The organism is Streptococcus mitis (assembly GCF_001281025.1).
GTDB classification, from domain to species: domain Bacteria; phylum Bacillota; class Bacilli; order Lactobacillales; family Streptococcaceae; genus Streptococcus; species Streptococcus mitis_AK.
In genome coordinates this window covers 84,913-105,239 of the sequence record NZ_CP012646.1, presented here as the reverse complement: position 1 = coordinate 105,239, position 20,327 = coordinate 84,913, and the positions used below count along the sequence as shown (strand labels likewise).

Here is a 20,327-nt window from a genome sequence, read left to right as displayed (position 1 = left end):
TAATTATTGGATAATTTACGTAGCTTTATCTCGAACGTTGTTTTCCAGCGTTGCGATTTTTGTGTTTTTTCTTGCTTGTGATAGCAGTTGGTTGTTCAGGGGTAACGTCTTTTCGTCCATTTGGTGTTGAGAAAGCACGTGCTTTTGGTGGGTTCTTGGCTAGTTCTTCACGGACTTTTTTGCGAAGTTTTGGACGAACGATATAGTTGACGATAAACTGTTGGAGAATCATCATGAAACCACCGACAACCCAGTAAAGTGTGACACTGGCTGGTGAGAAGAGGGAGAAGACGACGATCATGAGTGGGCTCATGTAAATCATTTTCTTGATTTGTTCTCTTTGCATTTCATCTTCTACTCCGTGAAGTGAAAGGAGCGATTGAAGATAGTAAAGAATACCAGCGAAGGCAACCAAAATCATACTTGGAGAACCTAGAGGAATTCCTAGGTAGCTTGCTTGAGCAACACCTTCAGTATGTTGGGCAGCAAAGTAGATAGCAGAGAAGAAAGGCATTTGAAGGAGGATAGGGAAACATCCTACACCGCCAAACATGCTGATGCCGTGCTCTTTTTGAGCAGCAAAGAGGGCTTGTTGGGCTTCGAGTTTTTCTTCTTGAGTAGTTGCTTCCTTGAGACGTGTTTGGTGTGGCTCAAGGACGTGCTTGAGGGCGTTCATCTTTTCAGAGTGAAGCGTTGCCTTCCATGATTGGTAGATACCAAGTGGCAAGATAATCAAGCGCACGATAATAGTTACGATGATGATACCAACCCCAAAACCAAGTCCCCTGTCATTGGCGAAGTACTTGATGGCTTCAGCCATAGGAGCTCCAATCGTATTCCAAATAAATCCTGTTGGCTGGCCTGTCGCTTTATCGACATTGACACAGCCAGTTAAGACTAGTAACATAGCCACTCCCATAGCTGAGAGTGCAAAACGTTTAATAGATTTCACTGTTTTTATTCCTTCTTTTAAAATTATACCTTTCTATTCTACTGTTTTTTTACAAAATATACAATAGTTCTAGAGACCTAATTTGCGATTTTAAAGTCAGGGTAGGGAGGAAAGTTGCTCAGTTTGACATCTAAGTAACTGACTTTTGAAAAAGGTGTCGGTCCTTTGCGGATTTCTTGGATAAATTTTGCCATGATAGCAGATGAGTCTGCTTGGGCTAAGATTTCGACTGTGCCATCGTCGTTATTCCATACCCGACCTGTGATACCACCAATTTCAAGTGCCAAGCTGTAAACACCCCAACGAAAGCCGACTCCCTGCACCCTACCTTGGGCAATCATTCTAACCTTTTGCATACCAAACCCCTTTGATTGTGTTATAATATTTCTATGACTATTATAACCTCAAAAGCCAATTCTGTGGTAAAAAATGCCAAGAAATTACACCAAAAAAAATACCGCAAGTCTGCCTATTTGATTGAAGGCTGGCACTTGTTTGAAGAAGCTGTTCAAGCTGGAGTGACAATTGAAAAAATCTTTGCTCTAGAAAATTACCGAGATCAGTTAGCTGCTTTTCCGCAAACTGTCTGGGTGTCAGAAGATATTTTGCTAGATTTGGCGGATTCTCAGACTCCACAGGGAATTGTTGCGGTGGTTCAAAAAGAAGAAGTAGGAAAAGTTGATTTGAGTCAGGGCAAGTTCTTGTTTTTGGAAGATGTGCAAGATCCTGGTAATGTGGGAACTATCATTCGAACTGCAGATGCAGCAGGTTTTACTGGAGTGATTGTTTCAGAAAAGTCGGCAGATATCTATAGTCTCAAGACTCTACGTTCCATGCAAGGCAGTCATTTTCATCTGCCCATTTACCGGATGTCTAGTCAAGCGCTTCTTAAGGAAACCAAAGAGGCAGCTATCCCAGTGCTGGCAACAACCCTATCTAAAGATTCTGTTGATTACAGAGAACTGCCTCCTATAGAAAATTTTGTACTAGTCATGGGAAATGAGGGGCAAGGAATTAGTCCCCTTATGGCTGAAAGTGCAGACCAGTTGGTCCACATTAGTATGAAGGGGCAGGCGGAGAGTTTGAATGTTGCAGTTGCGGCTGGTATTTTGATTTTCCATTTAAGCTAATTTTAACTTTCTTTGTTATAATCAAGGAAAGATGTTCATAGAAAAGGAGAAAAGATGAATCACACTATTATTCATGACCGCGCAGGTCTCAATCAATTTTACGCTAAGGTTTATGCCTTTGTTGGTCTGGGGATCGGACTATCTGCTTTGGTATCAGGCCTTATGTTGACGGTCTTTCAATCTCAGTTGGTTTACTTTTTGATGCAGGGGCGTCTCTGGTTGACCATTGCTACTTTTGCGGAGTTGGCCTTGGTTTTCGTTGCCAGTAGCATGGCCTTAAAGAATAGTCCAGCTGCTCTTCCAGTATTTTTACTTTACTCAGTATTAAACGGCTTTACCCTTAGTTTTGTGGTGGCCTTCTATACTCCAGGTACAGTTTTATCCGCCTTTGTATCAAGCGCCCTTCTCTTCTTTGTCATGGCGGCAGTTGGCATGTTCACCAAGAAAGATTTGAGTGGCCTTGGTCGGGCTATGATGGCGGCTCTTATCGGTTTGCTGATTGCCATGGTAGTTAATATTTTCTTGGCTAGCGGTTTCTTTGATTATATGATTAGCGTAGCCATGGTTTTGGTTTTCTCAGGGTTGATTGCTTGGGACAACCAAAGAATTCGCTATGCCTATGAGCAATCACAAGGTCGTGTAGCGACAGGCTGGGTTGTGTCAATGGCTCTCAGTATCTATCTTGATTTTATCAATCTTTTCCTAAGTATTCTACGTATCTTCGGTCGTAATGACTAGAAGGTCCCTAACATCAGTGTTCGAAGGAGCACTGATTTTTTTAAATTTTCTCTTTTCTTTTCTTGGAAATAGGTGTATAATGCTTTTAATTAATTTTTGAGGAGTAGCCTATGAAGAAAAGTTTTATCCATCAACAAGAAGAAATTTCCTTTGTCAAAAACACTTTTACCCAGTATTTGAAAGATAAGCTAGAAGTTGTCGAAGTTCAAGGTCCTATCTTGAGCAAGGTCGGTGACGGGATGCAGGATAACCTGTCTGGTGTGGAAAATCCAGTATCTGTCAAGGTTTTGCAGATTCCTGATGAAACCTATGAAGTGGTGCACTCACTTGCTAAATGGAAACGCCATACTTTGGCCCGTTTTGGTTTCGGTGAGGGTGAAGGTCTTTTTGTTCACATGAAGGCCCTTCGTCCGGACGAAGATTCGCTTGATGCGACTCATTCCGTTTATGTTGACCAGTGGGACTGGGAAAAAGTTATTCCAAATGGACAACGTAACATCGCTTACCTAAAAGAAACTGTTGAGAAGATTTACAAGGCTATTCGTCTGACAGAACTAGCTGTTGAAGCTCGCTATGACATCGAGTCTATCTTGCCAAAACAAATCACCTTTATCCACACAGAAGAGTTGGTAGAACGCTACCCAGACTTGACTCCGAAAGAGCGTGAAAATGCTATCTGTAAAGAATTTGGAGCTGTCTTCTTGATTGGTATCGGTGGCGAATTGCCAGACGGTAAACCGCACGATGGACGTGCCCCAGACTACGATGACTGGACAAGTGAGTCTGAAAATGGCTACAAGGGTCTTAATGGCGATATTCTTGTTTGGAATGAGTCTCTAGGTGGAGCCTTTGAGTTGTCCTCTATGGGGATTCGTGTAGATGAAGAAACCCTTCGCCGTCAGGTAGAAATCACCGGTGATGAAGACCGCTTGGAATTGGAATGGCACAAGGCTTTGTTGAATGGTCTATTCCCATTGACAATCGGTGGGGGAATTGGACAATCTCGTATGGCCATGTTCTTACTTCGCAAGAAACATATCGGAGAAGTGCAAACAAGTGTTTGGCCTCAAGAAGTCCGCGATACTTACGAAAATATTTTGTAGAGAATCGAACCGCAAGGTTCGGTTTTCTTTCTCTTTTCGCCTATAATTTGGTATAATAAACGGTATGAAAATCGTATCAGGAATCTATGGGGGACGTCCCCTTAAGACACTAGAAGGCAAGACGACAAGACCTACTTCGGATAAGGTTAGGGGAGCCATTTTTAACATGATTGGTCCCTACTTTGAAGGGGGACGAGTCTTGGACCTGTATGCAGGTAGTGGTGGTTTATCTATCGAGGCAGTATCGCGTGGCATGTCCAGCGCTGTTTTGGTGGAACGAGACCGTAAGGCTCAGGCTATCGTGGCTGAAAATATTCAGATGACCAAGGAAGTTGGAAAATTTCAACTCCTCAAGATGGATGCAGAAAGGGCATTGGAACAGGTATCTGGGGAATTTGACCTCATTTTCTTAGACCCTCCTTATGCCAAGGAACAAATCGTAGCAGATATTGAAAAAATGGCTGAGAGAGAACTTTTTTCTGAAGATATTATGGTCGTGTGTGAGACGGATAAGACCGTTGAGCTTCCAGAAGAAATTGCCTGCCTGGGTATCTGGAAGGAAAAAATTTATGGAATTAGTAAGGTGACAGTCTATGTCAGATAAGATTGGCTTATTCACAGGCTCATTTGATCCGATGACAAATGGGCATCTGGATATGATTGAACGGGCGAGCAGACTCTTTGATAAGCTCTATGTCGGTATTTTTTTTAATCCCCACAAACAAGGATTTCTTCCTCTTGAAAATCGTAAACGAGGGCTAGAAACGGCTTTGAAACATTTGGAAAATGTTGAAGTTGTGTCTTCTCATGATGAATTGGTGGTTGATGTTGCAAAAAGACTGGGGGCTACTTGTCTAGTGCGTGGTTTGAGAAATGCAGCGGATTTGCAATATGAAGCCAGTTTTGATTACTACAACCATCAGCTGTCTCCTGATATAGAAACCATTTATTTACATAGTCGACCTGAACATCTCTATCTCAGTTCATCCGGTGTTAGAGAGCTTTTGAAGTTTGGTCAGGATATTGCTTACTATGTTCCCGAGAGTATTTTGGAGGAAATAAGAAATGAAAAAAAAGATTAGATGGCCCTTATATGTCATTGCGGCCTTAATTGTGACTTTCTTGGCATTTGTAGTGCCCTTGCCCTACTATATAGAAGTTCCAGGTGGTTCGGAAGATATTCGCCAAGTCCTTAAAGTCAATGACAAAGAAGATAAGGAAGCTGGTGCCTATCAATTCGTTACGGTTGGTGTCCAGCACGCTACTTTAGCCCATATGATTTATGCTTGGTTGACGCCTTTTACAGATATTCGTAGTGCCCAAGAGACTACAGGTGGTTCTTCCGATGTTGAATTTATGCGGATTAATCAATTCTACATGCAGACATCGCAAAATATGGCCAAGTATCAAGGGCTAAAAACAGCTGGTAAGGATATTGAACTTAAATACCTTGGGGTTTATGTTTTGACTGTGACGGATAATTCGACCTTTAAAGGGATTCTCAACATCTCTGATACGGTCATAGCAGTCAATGATCAGACCTTCGACAGTTCCAAAGATTTGATTGATTACGTTAATTCTCAAAAATTAGGGGACTCAGTTAAAGTGACCTATGAAGAGGATGGGCAAACCAAGTCTGCAGAAGGAAAAATCATTACTTTAGAAAATGGCAAAAATGGAATTGGAATCGGCTTGATTGACCGTACGGAAGTGACCAGTGATGTCCCAATTCGCTTTTCAACAGCTGGTATTGGCGGTCCAAGTGCAGGTCTCATGTTTAGTCTGGCCATCTATACCCAAATAGCTGACCCTGGCCTTCGTAATGGCCGTATTGTTGCTGGTACAGGTACCATTGACCGTGATGGTAATGTGGGGGACATTGGAGGTATTGATAAGAAAGTTGTAGCTTCGGCTAGAGAAGGTGCTGCTATTTTCTTTGCCCCTGATAACCCTGTTAGCGAAGAAGAACAAAAAGAGCATCCTGATGCGAAAAATAACTACCAAACAGCTCTGGAAGCAGCCAAAACAATTAAGACAGATATGAAAATTGTGCCAGTTAAAACCCTACAAGATGCAATTGATTACTTGAAAAACAATCCCTAATTTCTAAGGGAAGTTTCCAAACTAGCGAACAAACAGAGAAGATGGTATAATAGTCAAATGGTTCAATTATTATTCACTCTAAGCAGTCACATGCTCTTTATTTATGTGAGTTTTTACCTTTTAAAGGATCTTGTTAGATGGGAAAAGGTTTTAAAAGTGACAACTGAGAATACAGGAAAAGTTCGTTTATTAGTAGCCTTTTTTAGCATTGTAATGGGCTACATCATGAGTTCTTTCTTTATCAGCCTATATCAGTTGTGGCAAGAAGCGCTTAGAGGACTATTATAAAATCAAGAGTAAAGGAAATAAGTATGGAAAAAATTGTGGTCCAAGGTGGCGATAATCGTCTGCTAGGAAGTGTTACGATCGAAGGAGCAAAGAATGCAGTCTTGCCCTTGTTAGCAGCGACTATTCTAGCAAGTGAAGGAAAGACCGTCTTGCAGAATGTTCCGATCTTGTCAGATGTTTTCACTATGAATCAGGTGGTTCGTGGTTTGAATGCCAAGGTAGATTTTGATGAAGAAGCCCATCTTGTTGAGGTGGACGCGACTGGTGATATCACTGAGGAAGCTCCTTATAAGTATGTCAGCAAGATGCGTGCATCTATCGTTGTCTTGGGACCAATTCTTGCCCGTGTAGGTCATGCTAAGGTATCCATGCCAGGTGGTTGTACGATTGGTAGTCGTCCTATTGATCTTCATTTGAAAGGTCTAGAAGCTATGGGGGCTAAGATTAGTCAGACAGCTGGTTATATCGAAGCCAAGGCTGATCGCTTACATGGAGCTCATATCTACATGGATTTCCCAAGTGTTGGTGCTACGCAGAACTTGATGATGGCAGCGACTCTAGCTGATGGGGTGACAGTGATTGAAAATGCTGCGCGTGAGCCTGAGATTGTGGACCTAGCCATTCTACTCAATGAAATGGGAGCTAAGGTTAAGGGTGCTGGTACAGAGACCATTGCCATTACCGGTGTTGAGAAACTTCATGGCACGACTCACAATGTAGTCCAAGACCGTATCGAAGCAGGAACCTTTATGGTGGCTGCTGCCATGACTGGTGGTGATGTCTTGATTAAAGACGCTGTCTGGGAGCACAACCGTCCCTTGATTGCCAAATTGCTTGAAATGGGAGTGGAAGTGACAGAGGAGACTGAAGGAATTCGAGTTCGCTCTCAACTAGAAAATTTAAAAGCTGTTCATGTGAAAACCTTGCCCCACCCAGGTTTTCCAACAGATATGCAGGCTCAATTTACAGCCTTGATGACCGTCGCAAAAGGGGAATCAACTATGGTGGAGACGGTATTCGAAAATCGTTTCCAACATCTAGAAGAAATGCGTCGCATGGGCTTGCACTCTGAGATTATCCGTGATACAGCTCGTATTGTTGGTGGTCAACCTTTGCAGGGGGCAGAAGTTCTTTCAACTGACCTTCGTGCCAGTGCTGCCTTAATTTTGACAGGTTTGGTAGCGCAAGGAGAAACCGTTGTTGGTAAATTGGTTCACTTGGATAGAGGTTATTACCGTTTCCATGAGAAGTTGGCGCAGCTAGGTGCTAAGATTCAGCGGATTGAGGCAAGTGATGAAGATGAATAAGAAATCAAGCTACGTAGTCAAGCGTTTACTTTTAGTCATCATAGTACTGATTTTAGGTGTTTTAGCCCTAGGAATTGGTTTAATGGTCGGTTATGGAATCTTGGGCAAGGGTCAAGATCCATGGGCTATCCTGTCTCCAGCAAAATGGCAGGAATTAATTCATAAATTTACAGGAAATTAGGCTGGAGAACCAGTCTTTTTCTAGAGATAAGGAGAAAAATGGATAAAAAAACAAGACAGACACTAATCGGACTGCTAGTGTTATTGCTTTTGTCTGCAGGGAGCTATTATATCAAGCAGATGCAGTCGACAGCTAATAGTCCCAAAACCAAGCTTAGTCAGAAAAAACAAGCGTCTGAAGCTCCTAGTCAAGCATTGGCAGAGAGTGTCTTAACAGACGCAGTCAAGAGTCAAGTAAAAGGGAGTCTGGAGTGGAATGGCTCGGGTGCTTTTATCGTCAATGGTAATAAAACAAATCTAGATGCCAAGGTTTCAAGTAAACCCTACGCTGATAATAAAACAAAGACAGTGGGCAAGGAAACCGTGCCAACTGTAGCAAATGCCCTCTTGTCTAAGGCTACTCGCCAGTATAAAAATCGTGAAGAAACGGGGAATGGTTCGAATTCATGGACTCCTCCGGGATGGCATCAGGTTAAGAATCTAAAGGGGACTTATACTCATGCGGTCGATAGAGGTCATTTATTAGGCTATGCCTTGATAGGTGGCTTGGATGGTTTTGATGCCTCGACAAGCAATCCTAAAAATATTGCTGTTCAAACAGCCTGGGCAAATCAGGCGCAAGCCGAGGATTCGACAGGGCAAAACTACTATGAAAGCATGGTACGCAAGGCCTTGGATAAAAACAAGCGTGTCCGTTACCGTGTAACCCTTTATTACGCTACAAATGAGGATTTAGTTCCTTCAGCTTCACAGATTGAAGCCAAGTCTTCAGACGGAGAATTGGAATTCAATGTTCTAGTTCCCAATGTTCAAAAGGGGCTTCAACTGGATTACCGAACTGGAGAAGTAACGGTCACTCAGTAAAAGATAAGATAAACTCCTATGTCACTTGTGGATGTAGGGGTTCTTTTTTGGACAATTTAAGTAGGACTAGAATAGACACTGATACTCAATGAAAATCAAAGTGCAAACTAGGAAGCTAGCCGTAGGTTGCTTAAAGCACAGCTTTGAGGTTGCAGATGAAGCTGATGTGGTTTGAAGAAATCTTCGAAGAGTATGAGAAAAAATAATATGTACTGGACTAAATTTTGTGATATAATAAAGGATAAGTTACTATTTTAGGAGAAGAACTATGGAAGACCCAAGTAGTCAGAATTTGTTGCTACAATTTGTTTTATTGTTTATCTTGACGGTATTAAATGCCTTTTTCTCAGCTACAGAAATGGCCATGGTGTCACTAAACCGTGCGCGGGTTGAACAAAAGGCAGAAGAAGGAGATAGACGCTATATCCGTCTGCTGAAGGTACTAGAAAATCCTAACCACTTTTTATCAACTATTCAAGTAGGGATTACCCTGATTACGATTTTGTCAGGGGCGAGTTTGGCAGAAACTCTGGGACGAGAAATTGCATCTTGGCTTGGAAATGGCGAAACAGCTTATGCTATTGCAAGTTTTCTATCTTTAGCATTTTTGACTTATATTTCCATCGTTTTTGGGGAATTGTATCCTAAAAGAATCGCTCTTAATCTAAAGGATGCCTTGGCGATTCGTACAGCGCCAGTTATCATTGGGCTTGGGAAACTAGTTAGTCCCTTTGTTTGGCTCTTGTCTGCATCTACCAATCTCTTGAGTCGCTTGACTCCTATGACCTTTGACGATGCTGATGAAAAAATGACCCGTGATGAAATTGAGTACATGTTGACAAATAGTGAAGAAACACTAGATGCTGACGAAATTGAAATGTTACAAGGAATCTTTTCACTGGACGAATTAATGGCCAGAGAAGTCATGGTTCCTCGAACGGATGCCTTTATGGTAGATATTCAGGATGATAGTCAAACCATCATCCAAAGTATTTTAAAACAAAATTATTCTCGTATCCCTGTCTATGATGGGGATAAGGACAATGTGATTGGGATTATTCATACCAAGAGTCTCCTTAATGCGGGCTTTGTGGACGGTTTTGACAATATTGTTTGGAAGAAAATCTTACAAGATCCTCTTTTTGTTCCTGAAACTATTTTTGTGGATGACTTGTTAAAAGAATTACGCAATACCCAAAGACAAATGGCGATTTTGTTAGATGAATACGGTGGAATGGCTGGTTTGGTGACACTTGAAGACCTCTTAGAGGAAATCGTTGGGGAAATCGATGACGAAACAGATAAGGCTGAAATCGAAGTTCATAAAATTGGAGAAGATACTTATATTGTTCAAGGTACCATGAATCTCAATGATTTTAATGACTACTTTGATGTTGAACTGGAAAGTGATGACGTTGATACCATCGCTGGTTACTATTTGACAGGAGTGGGGACCATTCCAACGACTGAAAAGCTCAGCTATGAGTTGGTAAGCCAAAACAAACAGCTTATCCTAACCAATGATAAAGTGAAAAATGGACGTGTTACCAAGGTAAAAGTCCAAATTACCGAAGTTGAAATAGAAGAAGAAACAGAGTAAACTAGAGGCTTTTGTCATCATGCGTGACAAAGCTTTTTTCAGTTGATTTTAAAAGGGAATAGTATCCTCGAAAAACTCAGTCCCCAAATCCGCCCCAAAACTTTTCTAAATCTATCCTTATTTATCCAAAGAAAAAGAAAAAAGCCCTTCAAATTGGGCTTTCTGTTCATGTGAAACCTGATAAATCAAGTTATAGAAGGCGGTAGACGGATTTGAACCGACGATCAAGCTTTTGCAGAGCCGTGCCTTACCACTTGGCTATACCGCCTTAACGTTTATTATTATACCTTGAAAATGATTTTCAGTCAATAGCTTTTTCAGATTTTTTGTGTCAATAAGCCTAAATATTCTGAAAATTCGTTTACTTTTCTTGAAATCTATGGTATAATTGATGATAACCTATACTTTATCAGAGGAGTAAATAAATGAAAAAAAGTAGAGTCTTTGTTGCAGCAGGAGTTGCTTTATTGGCAACAGGTGTGTTAGTAGCTTGTGGGAATTCAAAATCATCTGATTCGACAGCTCCAAAAACCTATGGCTATGTCTATTCGGCTGACCCAGAAACATTAGATTATATTATTTCTGGAAAAGAGAGTACGAAAGTGGCTACTTCAAACGGGATCGATGGCCTCTTCACAAATGACAAATACGGGAATTTGACTCCTGCGGTTGCAGAAGACTGGTCTGTATCAAAAGATGGATTGACATATACCTACAAAATTCGTAAAGGTGTCAAATGGATGACATCCGATGGTGAAGAATATGCCGAAGTGACTGCTAAAGACTTCGTGAATGGATTGAAACATGCGGCAGATAAGAAATCAGAAGCTCTATATCTAGCTGAAACTTCTGTTAAAGGTTTATCTGATTATTTGGCTGGGAATTCAAAAGATTTCTCTACAGTAGGTGTTAAAGCGGTTGATGACTATACTCTTGAGTATACTTTGAACCAACCAGAACCTTACTGGAACTCTAAGATGGTTTATTCAATTTTCTGGCCATTAAACGAAGAATTTGAAAAATCAAAAGGCTCTGATTTTGCTAAAGCGACAGATCCTACATCATTGCTATATAATGGACCTTTCTTGCTTAAAGGTTTGACTGCTAAATCTTCTATCGAATTTGCTAAGAACGAGCAGTACTGGGATAAAGAGAATGTTCATTTAGATACAGCAACACTTGCATATTTTGATGGTTCGGACCAAGAATCACTTGAGCGTAACTTTACAAGTGGAGCTTATAGTTTTGCTCGTCTTTACCCAACAAGTTCAAACTTCTCAAAGGTAGAGGAGTCATACAAGGATAATATTTTCTACACTCCGTCAGGAGCTGGTATTGGAGGTTTAGGTGTAAATATCGATCGACAAAATTACAAATATACATCTAAAACGACAGATGAAGAGAAAACATCTACTAAGAAAGCTCTTCTTAACAAAGACTTCCGCCAAGCCTTGAACTTTGCCTTTGACCGTACAGGTTATTCTGCTCAAGTTAACGGTAAAGAAGGTGCTCCTCTCGCAGTTCGTAATTTATTTGTGAAACCAGACTTTGTGACTGCAGGCGAAAAAACTTTCGGTGACTTGGTTGCTGAAAAAGTTAAGACTTATGGAGATGAGTGGAAAGATGTAAACTTTGCTGATGGTCAAGACGGTCTCTTTAACGCTGACAAAGCTAAAGCAGAATTTGCTAAAGCTAAAACTGCTCTGGAAGCAGAAGGTGTGAAATTCCCTATCCACTTGGATGTTCCAGTAGACCAAACCTCTAAAAACTTTGTCGCACGGATTCAGTCGTTCAAACAATCAGTTGAAAAAGTTTTAGGCGAAGAAAATGTTGTCATCGATATTCAACAAATTTCTAAAGATGAATTCTTTAATGCGACTTATTATGCTGCTAATGCGGCAGCTGAGGATTGGGATCTTTCAGGTGCGGTTGGATGGAATCCTGACTATGAAGATCCATCAACTTACCTTGATATCCTTAAATCAACTAATAGTGAGCAAACGAAAACTTATATGGGGTATGATGACCCATCAAATGCAGCTGCAGCTAAAGTTGGTGTGAAAGATTACGATAAATTGCTTGATGAAGCTGGAAAAGAAACAAGTGATCTTAACAAACGTTATGAAAAATATGCTGCTGCTCAAGCTTGGTTGACAGACAGTTCACTCTTCTTACCAGCTATGTCTTCTAGTGGTGCTGCACCATTCATTTCTCGTGTTGTACCATTCTCAGCTTCTTATAGCCAATCTGGAGACAAAGGTTCAAATCTCTACTTCAAATATATTCAGTTACAAGACAAAGTTGTAACAAAGGCTGATTATGAACAAGCTCGTGAGAAATGGATTAAAGAGAAAAAAGAATCAAACGAAAAAGTTCAAAAAGAATTGACTAAACACGTTAAATAAATAACTCTCAAGGGAACTTTCTCTCCATGAGGAGAAGGTTCTTTTGGGATTTAAAAAGGAAACGATATGAAGAAATATATTTTTATGCGTGTCTTGCGGTCATTGGTTTCTATCTTCTTAGTAACAACCTTGACTTACACGATTATCTATACAATGGTTCCTCGAAAATTGATTTTCAAACAGGATACCAACTATAACAAGATTGCGACAACTGCTGATAAGCGTGATAACTATGAGAACACTGTTTATGAGCGTATGGGCTATATCGAGTACTACGATACCAAGGAATTGCAAGAAAAAGCCAGCCAGATGGATGCCTCTGTAACAGTTGAAGCTAATGACACCAACAAGGCTATCTATGAAAAATACATCAAACAAATCGGTCATGGTTGGACCTTGGGAGAATTTACTGAAAGTGGCCAATTCTACGCTACTCGTGAAATCCCAATTTTTGAACGTGTTTTTCACTTCTATGCTAACTTGATTGATATTGACCATACAAATAAAATTCAAGACCCTGAAAATCCAGACTTGAAACGTTATCTTCGTTTTGAAAACGATCCAGCTATCGGATGGTCATTGGTCGGTTCAGGTACTAAACACAAATATCTCTTGTACTTCAACAGTCAGTTCCCATTTGTGCATCAAAACTTTGTGAACATCAATTTAGGTGACTCTTATCCAACCTATGCTAATAGCCCTGTTTTACAGGTTATTACTCAAGGACAAGGACAAACAAAAACATCTCAAGTTCAGTTCCCAACAGGTAAGAAAACTTCTTCTGTAAATATTTACTCAAGAACCTATAAATCACCTAGTCAGGCTGATTCTCGTGAAGTAGCAAACTACGGAAAAGATGATCCTTATACAGCTACAGAAAGTAACTACCAATATCCTTCAATGATTGCCAGCTCTGCTGTTGTTGGATTGATCGGTTTGGTGATTTCTTATGCGATTGCCGTGCCACTTGGTTCAGCTATGGCTCGCTTCAAGAATACTTGGATTGATAGCTTCTCAACAGGGTTTTTGACCTTCTTGATGGCCCTTCCAACCATTGCTTTGGTTTACATTGTTCGTTTGATTGGATCATCAATTGGTCTTCCAGATTCATTCCCTATTTTGGGTGCTGGAGATTGGCGTTCGTATGTTTTACCAGCAGTTATCCTTGGTTTATTGGGTGCTCCTGGTACAGCTATTTGGATTCGTCGTTACATGATTGACTTGCAATCACAGGACTTTGTTCGTTTTGCTCGTGCAAAAGGTTTGTCTGAAAAAGAAATTTCAAACAAACACATCTTTAAAAATGCCATGGTTCCGCTAGTTTCAGGAATTCCTGGTGCTGTTATCGGGGTTATCGGTGGTGCAACCCTTACTGAAACAGTCTTCGCCTTCCCAGGTATGGGTAAAATGTTGATTGACTCTGTAAAAGCATCTAATAACTCTATGGTCGTTGGTCTTGTCTTCATCTTTACATGTATTTCTATCTTCTCACTTCTTTTGGGAGATATTTGGATGACGATTATTGACCCACGTATTAAATTGACTGAGAAAGGAGGCAAATAATGTCTACAATCGATAAAGAAAAATTTCAGTTTGTAAAACGTGACGATTTTGCCTCTGAAGCCATTGATGCGCCAGCTTATTCATACTGGGGTTCAGTGTTTAGACAATTTATGAAGAAAAAATCAACTGTAGTCATGTTGGGAATCTTGCTAGCCATCATTTTGATGAGTTTCATCTACCCAATGTTTTCTAAGTTTGATTTCAATGATGTCAGTAAGGTAAACGACTTTAGTGCTCGTTATATCAAGCCAAATGCTGAGCATTGGTTCGGTACTGACAGTAACGGTAAATCGCTCTTTGACGGTGTCTGGTTCGGAGCTCGTAACTCTATCCTCATTTCTGTGATTGCGACAGTGATTAACTTGGTTATCGGTGTTTTTGTCGGTGGTATTTGGGGAATTTCAAAATCAGTTGACCGCGTGATGATGGAAGTTTACAACGTCATCTCAAACATCCCATCTCTTTTGATTGTCATTGTCTTGACTTACTCAATCGGAGCTGGATTCTGGAATCTGATTTTCGCCATGAGTGTAACAACATGGATTGGAATTGCCTTCATGATTCGTGTGCAAATCTTGCGTTACCGTGACTTGGAATACAACTTGGCGTCACGTACTCTGGGAACACCAACCTTGAAGATTGTTGCCAAAAATATCATGCCTCAATTGGTATCTGTTATTGTGACAACCATGACTCAAATGCTTCCAAGCTTTATCTCATACGAAGCCTTCTTGTCATTCTTCGGTCTTGGATTACCAATTACAGTGCCAAGTTTGGGTCGTTTGATTTCAGATTATTCACAAAACGTAACAACTAATGCTTACTTGTTCTGGATTCCATTGACAACTCTTGTCTTGGTATCCTTGTCCCTTTTCGTAGTTGGTCAAAACTTAGCGGATGCTAGTGATCCACGTACACATAGATAGGAGTAGAAATGACAAAAGAAAAAAATGTAATTTTGACTGCTCGCGATATTGTCGTGGAATTTGACGTTCGTGACAAAGTATTGACAGCCATTCGCGGCGTTTCCCTTGAACTAGTTGAAGGAGAAGTATTAGCCCTGGTAGGTGAGTCAGGATCAGGAAAATCTGTTTTGACAAAGACCTTCACAGGTATGCTTGAAGAAAATGGTCGCATTGCCCAAGGAAGTATTGACTACCGTGGTCAAGACTTGACAGCCTTGTCTTCTCACAAGGATTGGGAACAAATTCGTGGTGCTAAGATTGCGACTATCTTCCAGGACCCAATGACTAGTTTGGACCCAATTAAAACAATTGGTAGTCAGATTACAGAAGTTATTGTAAAACACCAAGGCAAAACAGCTAAAGAAGCGAAAGAATTGGCGATTGACTACATGAATAAGGTTGGGATTCCAGATGCAGATAGACGTTTTGATGAATACCCATTCCAATATTCTGGAGGGATGCGTCAACGTATCGTTATTGCTATTGCCCTTGCCTGCCGACCTGATGTCTTGATCTGTGATGAGCCAACAACTGCCTTGGATGTAACCATCCAAGCACAGATTATTGATTTGCTAAAATCTTTACAAAACGAGTACCATTTCACAACAATCTTTATCACCCACGACCTTGGTGTGGTAGCAAGTATTGCAGATAAGGTAGCAGTTATGTATGCAGGAGAAATCGTTGAGTATGGAACTGTTGAGGAAGTCTTCTATGACCCTCGCCATCCATATACATGGAGTCTCTTGTCTAGCTTGCCTCAGCTTGCTGATGATAAAGGGGATCTTTACTCAATCCCAGGAACACCTCCGTCACTTTATACTGACTTGAAAGGGGATGCCTTTGCCTTGCGTTCAGACTATGCAATGCAGATTGACTTCGAACAAAAAGCTCCTCAATTCTCAGTATCAGAGACGCATTGGGCTAAAACTTGGCTTCTTCATGAGGATGCTCCAAAAGTAGAAAAACCAGCTGTGATTGCAAATCTTCACGATAAGATCCGTGATAAAATGGGATTTGCCCATCTGGCAGACTAGGAGGAAGGAAATGTCTGAAAAATTAGTAGAAATCAAAGATTTAGAAATTTCCTTCGGTGAAGGAAGTAAGAAGTTTGTCGCAGTTAAAAATGCTAACTTCTTTATCAACAAGGGAGAAACTTTCTCGCTTGTAGGTGAGTCAGGTAGTGGGAAAACAACTATTGGTCGTGCTATCATCGGTCTCAATGATACAAGTAATGGAGATATCATTTTTGAAGGTCAAAAGATTAATGGTAAGAAATCGCGTGAACAAGCTGCAGAGTTGATTCGTCGTATCCAGATGATTTTTCAAGACCCTGCCGCAAGTTTGAATGAACGTGCGACTGTTGATTATATTATTTCAGAAGGTCTTTACAATCACCATCTGTTCAAGGATGAAGAAGAACGTAAAGAGAAGGTTAAAAATATTATCCGTGAAGTGGGTCTTCTTGCTGAGCACTTGACTCGTTACCCTCATGAGTTTTCAGGTGGTCAACGTCAACGTATCGGTATCGCCCGTGCCTTGGTCATGCAACCAGACTTTGTTATTGCAGATGAGCCAATTTCGGCCTTGGACGTTTCTGTACGTGCCCAAGTCTTGAACTTGCTCAAAAAATTCCAAAAAGAACTTGGTTTGACTTATCTCTTTATCGCCCATGACTTGTCGGTTGTTCGCTTTATTTCAGATCGTATCGCAGTTATTTACAAGGGTGTTATTGTAGAGGTTGCAGAAACAGAAGAATTGTTTAACAATCCAATTCACCCATATACTCAAGCCTTGCTTTCAGCGGTACCAATTCCAGATCCAATCTTGGAACGTAAGAAGGTCTTGAAAGTATATGATCCAGATCAACATGATTATGAGACAGATAAGCCATCTATGGTAGAAATCCGTCCAGGTCACTATGTTTGGGCTAACCAAGCCGAATTGGCGCGTTACCAACAAGGGTTAAACTAATAATGGTTTTATAATTTCCATGTCAACTTTTATGGAAATTATAAACCTTTTTTTGTTGGACTGATTTGAAAGTCTTTGAAAGCTCCTTGAAAGAATTTTCGAAAAATTTTAAAAAATTCTGAAATATTCTTGACAGGTGATGAAAAAGGTGGTAAGATAGGAAACATCAAAAAAGAAAGCAGAAAAAGAAATGAATAAGAGACAAGCTGTAATTATGAATCAAAACTTTTACTTTAGCTACTTTAGATAGTGTTTGTAGACATGTCACCATGGATGCAAACAGTTCAAGCAATTTGTTTGTATCTATGTGGCTAAGATTTTTAATTGTGGTCCATATAGATGAATATCTAAATGGACTAGCTAAGTTGTAACTTGTTAGATTATTTCAAGCATCCGTTTAGATAGTATCTAGGCGGTTTTTTGTTTTATCTTTTCTGAGAAGGAGTTTCATTATGAAAGTTGTTCGAAAATTACTAGCACCCCTCTTGGTAGTGGGGATCCTCTTGACCTCTCTGATTAGTTTGCATCAGTTGAAGGCAGATAAGAAAAAAGATGTGTTTCGTATCGGTATTTCGCAGTTTATTACCCACCAGTCCCTAGACGCTACTAGAGAAGGTTTTGTGGATGAGCTGGCCAAGCAAGGCTATATTGAGGGGAAAAATATCGAGATTGATTTGCAAAATGCACAGGGAGAACAAAGAAATCTAAAAACGATTTCCCAGCAACTAGCAGAATCTAGTGATGTCGTTCTAGCCATCGCAACGCCTTCTGCTCAGAGCTTGGCTAATACAACACAAACGACACCGGTTATCTTTTCAGCTGTAACAGATCCTGTCAGTGCCAAGTTGGTTGAGTCAAGAGAACATCCGGGGGGAAATGTAACTGGAACAAGTGATCAGTCATCAGATGCTATCTCAACCCAAATCAATTTGATAAAGAAAGTGTTGCCAAAAGCTAAAACAATTGGAATCCTCTATACTCAGAGCGAGCCAAACTCAGTTGTCCAAAAGGATGAAGCTAAGCGACTTCTGGAAGAAAAAGGCTTTACCGTTGTTGAAAAAACAATCTTGGACAGTAACAATGTCAAGGCGGCAGCAGAGAGTTTGATGGCAGAAGTGGATATGGTTTTTGTACCAACGGACAATATCATTTCGTCAACCATGGAAACAGTTAAGCAGGTTTCTATTAAACACAAGGTTCCAGTATTCGGTGGCTCAACGGAAATGATTGCGGTTGGTGGTTTGTATAACTACGGTACCAATTATGAAGAATTGGGACGGCAGACAGCCCGCATGTTGATTCGTGTCTTAAAAGGTGAGAAACCAGAAAATATAGCAGTTGAGTTGCCTGAAAAACTGGAATTGCATACCAATCAAGAAATGGCAGATGCATTGGGAATTGATATTAGTAAGTTAGAAGGCAAGGAATAAGGAGGTTTGAGATGAATTTTGTATTATCTAGTTTATCAGAAGGTTTGTTGTGGTCGATTATGGCGATTGGGGTCTACTTGACTTTCCGTATTTTGGATATTGCGGATATGACTGCTGAAGGAGCCTTTCCACTGGGGGCTGCTGTCGTCGTATCTCAGATACAGGCAGGGACAAATCCTTGGATTGCGACTTTACTTGCTTTGTTTGCAGGTATGGTAGCAGGTCTAGTATCAGGAATGCTCCACACCAAGATGAAAATTCCAGCTCTCTTGACAGGTATTGTGACCTTGACAGGGCTTTATTCAATCAATATTAAAATCATGGGAAGCGTGCCTAATCTTTCCTTGGGAGATTCTGCAACCGTCTTTAAACAATTGGCGAGCTTGGGGCTGACAACTGAAGAAGCTGTTTTCTCACTTAGTTTGGCCTGTCTCTTACTTGTTTGTTTGGTCTTGACTCTTTTGATGAAGACAGAGATTGGCTTGGTCTTGCGTTCGACTGGGGACAATATTCCGATGAGTGAGGCCAATGGGGTTAATGTAGACACCATGAAGATTGTTGGTTACATGATTTCAAACGGCTTGATTGCCTTATGTGGTTCCTTGTTTGCCCAAAATGATGGATTTTCAGATGTGACTTCTGGGACAGGAACCATTGTTGTTGGTTTGAGTGCAGTTATTATTGCGGAAGTTTTGATACACGACTTGACCATTGGAAGTCGCTTATTATCCATCGGAATCGGTGCTATTGTTTACCGTTTGATTATTTTAAATATCTATGAAATTCCAAATCTAGATCAAAACCTAGTTCGTCTCTTTAATGCAATCTTGTTAGCCTTAGTTTTATTTGCACCAGAATTGCAAAAGAGATTAAAGATTCGTGGTCTGAAATTGAGAAATGAATAGGAGGAGAAAGTTATGGCAAGTTTGTTAACACTTGAAAATATTCACAAAACATTTGAAGCAGGGACGGTCAATGAGAACCATGTCCTCAAAGGATTAGATTTAGAGGTTGAAGAGGGAGATTTTATCTCTGTGATTGGTGGAAATGGGGCAGGCAAATCCACTTTGATGAATATCTTGGCTGGCAATCTATCGGTGGACGAAGGGGACCTTTTATTGGCAGGCAAATCCATTAAAAATCTGAGTGTCAGAAAGAGAGCCAAGGATATTGCCCGTGTTTTTCAAGATCCTAAGATGGGAACAGCTTCTCGTTTGACGATTGAGGAGAATATGGCTATTGCCTTAAGACGTGGGCAGAAGAGAGGGCTTGGCTGGGGCGTAAAGGAGAAGGATAGGATCCAGTTCCAAGAGGCCTTGAAAGAGTTGAATATTGGCCTTGAAAACCGCTTGAAAGTAGATACTCAATATCTCTCAGGAGGACAAAGACAGGCCTTGACCCTAGTCATGGCAGCTCTGGTAAAACCCAAACTTTTGCTTTTGGATGAACATACTGCGGCACTTGACCCGAAAACTAGTCAAATGGTGATGGATTTGACGCAAAAGATTGTGGAACACCATCAGTTGACGACTTTGATGATTACCCACGATATGAACCATGCGATTGAGTACGGAAATCGTCTCATTATGCTCTATCAAGGCAAGATAGTGGTGGATGTCAAGGGAGAGGAGAAAAAGCATCTGACAGTTGAAGATCTCATGCATCTCTTCCAGAAAAATAGTGGTCAAAGTCTAGTCAGTGATGAATTGGTTTTGGGATAAAGAA

The 20,327-nt window shown here is 40.7% G+C and carries 21 protein-coding genes and 1 tRNA gene; 19 read left to right on the top strand and 3 right to left on the bottom strand.

What is annotated here, in order from left to right:
* Nucleotides 1-25: 25 nt before the first annotated feature.
* A complete protein-coding gene (gene yidC, locus RN80_RS00575; RefSeq protein WP_060627163.1) occupies nt 26-952 on the bottom strand; it encodes a membrane protein insertase YidC in 927 nt (308 codons plus the stop codon).
* A 77-nt stretch (nt 953-1,029) separates the two neighbouring features.
* Entirely contained in the window at nt 1,030-1,308 is a 279-nt protein-coding gene (locus RN80_RS00570) for an acylphosphatase (protein ID WP_001174612.1), read from the bottom strand.
* Between the two features lie 33 nt (nt 1,309-1,341).
* Between RN80_RS00570 and RN80_RS00565 the strand changes: the two genes are divergently transcribed.
* The 11 genes from RN80_RS00565 (at nt 1,342) to RN80_RS00515 (ending at nt 10,265) form a co-directional block, all read left to right on the top strand.
* Complete coding sequence (locus RN80_RS00565; RefSeq protein ID WP_060627162.1) at nt 1,342-2,082, top strand: TrmH family RNA methyltransferase; 741 nt, start codon at nt 1,342-1,344, stop codon at nt 2,080-2,082.
* A 54-nt stretch (nt 2,083-2,136) separates the two neighbouring features.
* Nucleotides 2,137-2,820 (top strand): Bax inhibitor-1/YccA family protein, encoded by a 684-nt coding sequence (locus RN80_RS00560; protein WP_060627161.1) that lies wholly within the window; start codon nt 2,137-2,139, stop codon nt 2,818-2,820.
* Nucleotides 2,821-2,930: 110 nt separating this feature from the next.
* Nucleotides 2,931-3,923 carry an aspartate--ammonia ligase gene (asnA, locus tag RN80_RS00555; RefSeq protein ID WP_060627160.1) on the top strand — a complete coding sequence of 331 codons (993 nt, stop codon included), beginning with the start codon at nt 2,931-2,933 and terminating at the stop codon, nt 3,921-3,923.
* A gap of 64 nt (nt 3,924-3,987) precedes the next feature.
* Nucleotides 3,988-4,527 carry a 16S rRNA (guanine(966)-N(2))-methyltransferase RsmD gene (rsmD, locus tag RN80_RS00550; protein WP_060627159.1) on the top strand — a complete coding sequence of 180 codons (540 nt, stop codon included), beginning with the start codon at nt 3,988-3,990 and terminating at the stop codon, nt 4,525-4,527.
* The gene (gene coaD / locus RN80_RS00545) at nt 4,517-5,005 is read left to right on the top strand and encodes a pantetheine-phosphate adenylyltransferase (protein ID WP_060627158.1); all 489 of its coding nucleotides are present in this window, start codon (nt 4,517-4,519) and stop codon (nt 5,003-5,005) included. The genes rsmD and coaD overlap by 11 nt, the downstream gene beginning before the upstream one ends.
* Nucleotides 4,989-6,026 (top strand): SepM family pheromone-processing serine protease, encoded by a 1,038-nt coding sequence (locus RN80_RS00540; RefSeq protein WP_060627157.1) that lies wholly within the window; start codon nt 4,989-4,991, stop codon nt 6,024-6,026. Before coaD ends, RN80_RS00540 begins: the two co-directional genes overlap by 17 nt.
* 57 nt (nt 6,027-6,083) lie before the next feature.
* Complete coding sequence (locus RN80_RS00535; RefSeq protein WP_000250396.1) at nt 6,084-6,314, top strand: DUF1146 family protein; 231 nt, start codon at nt 6,084-6,086, stop codon at nt 6,312-6,314.
* 23 nt (nt 6,315-6,337) lie between these two features.
* Nucleotides 6,338-7,621, top strand: coding sequence for a UDP-N-acetylglucosamine 1-carboxyvinyltransferase (murA, locus tag RN80_RS00530; RefSeq protein ID WP_060627156.1), 1,284 nt, complete (start codon nt 6,338-6,340; stop codon nt 7,619-7,621).
* Nucleotides 7,614-7,802 (top strand): DNA-directed RNA polymerase subunit beta, encoded by a 189-nt coding sequence (locus tag RN80_RS00525; protein WP_025169706.1) that lies wholly within the window; start codon nt 7,614-7,616, stop codon nt 7,800-7,802. Before murA ends, RN80_RS00525 begins: the two co-directional genes overlap by 8 nt.
* A gap of 38 nt (nt 7,803-7,840) precedes the next feature.
* Complete coding sequence (gene endA, locus RN80_RS00520; protein ID WP_049543728.1) at nt 7,841-8,665, top strand: DNA-entry nuclease EndA; 825 nt, start codon at nt 7,841-7,843, stop codon at nt 8,663-8,665.
* Nucleotides 8,666-8,933: 268 nt separating this feature from the next.
* On the top strand, nt 8,934-10,265 hold the full coding sequence (locus tag RN80_RS00515) for a hemolysin family protein (RefSeq protein ID WP_049543730.1): 1,332 nt from the start codon (nt 8,934-8,936) through the stop codon (nt 10,263-10,265).
* 197 nt (nt 10,266-10,462) lie between these two features.
* On the opposite strand, the gene RN80_RS00510 is transcribed toward RN80_RS00515, so the two are convergent.
* Nucleotides 10,463-10,533 (bottom strand) — tRNA-Cys (locus RN80_RS00510).
* Nucleotides 10,534-10,690: 157 nt separating this feature from the next.
* On the opposite strand from RN80_RS00510, the gene RN80_RS00505 reads away from it, so the two are divergent.
* The 8 genes from RN80_RS00505 to RN80_RS00470 all read left to right on the top strand — a co-directional run bounded on the left by RN80_RS00505 (nt 10,691) and on the right by RN80_RS00470 (nt 20,323).
* Entirely contained in the window at nt 10,691-12,670 is a 1,980-nt protein-coding gene (locus RN80_RS00505; RefSeq protein ID WP_020902007.1) for a peptide ABC transporter substrate-binding protein, read from the top strand.
* A 66-nt stretch (nt 12,671-12,736) separates the two neighbouring features.
* Nucleotides 12,737-14,233 carry an ABC transporter permease gene (locus RN80_RS00500; protein WP_000759915.1) on the top strand — a complete coding sequence of 499 codons (1,497 nt, stop codon included), beginning with the start codon at nt 12,737-12,739 and terminating at the stop codon, nt 14,231-14,233.
* Nucleotides 14,233-15,159, top strand: a complete 927-nt coding sequence (oppC, locus tag RN80_RS00495) for an oligopeptide ABC transporter permease OppC (protein WP_060627155.1) — start codon at nt 14,233-14,235, stop codon at nt 15,157-15,159. Before RN80_RS00500 ends, oppC begins: the two co-directional genes overlap by 1 nt.
* Nucleotides 15,160-15,167: 8 nt before the next feature.
* Entirely contained in the window at nt 15,168-16,235 is a 1,068-nt protein-coding gene (locus RN80_RS00490; protein ID WP_000159549.1) for an ABC transporter ATP-binding protein, read from the top strand.
* A 10-nt stretch (nt 16,236-16,245) separates the two neighbouring features.
* Nucleotides 16,246-17,172 carry an ATP-binding cassette domain-containing protein gene (locus RN80_RS00485; RefSeq protein ID WP_049523558.1) on the top strand — a complete coding sequence of 309 codons (927 nt, stop codon included), beginning with the start codon at nt 16,246-16,248 and terminating at the stop codon, nt 17,170-17,172.
* Nucleotides 17,173-17,624: 452 nt separating this feature from the next.
* A complete protein-coding gene (locus RN80_RS00480; RefSeq protein WP_060627154.1) occupies nt 17,625-18,602 on the top strand; it encodes an ABC transporter substrate-binding protein in 978 nt (325 codons plus the stop codon).
* An 11-nt stretch (nt 18,603-18,613) separates the two neighbouring features.
* Nucleotides 18,614-19,507 (top strand): ABC transporter permease, encoded by an 894-nt coding sequence (locus tag RN80_RS00475; RefSeq protein WP_060627153.1) that lies wholly within the window; start codon nt 18,614-18,616, stop codon nt 19,505-19,507.
* 12 nt (nt 19,508-19,519) lie between these two features.
* Complete coding sequence (locus tag RN80_RS00470; RefSeq protein ID WP_000157661.1) at nt 19,520-20,323, top strand: ABC transporter ATP-binding protein; 804 nt, start codon at nt 19,520-19,522, stop codon at nt 20,321-20,323.
* The last annotated feature ends 4 nt before the right edge of the window (nt 20,324-20,327 follow it).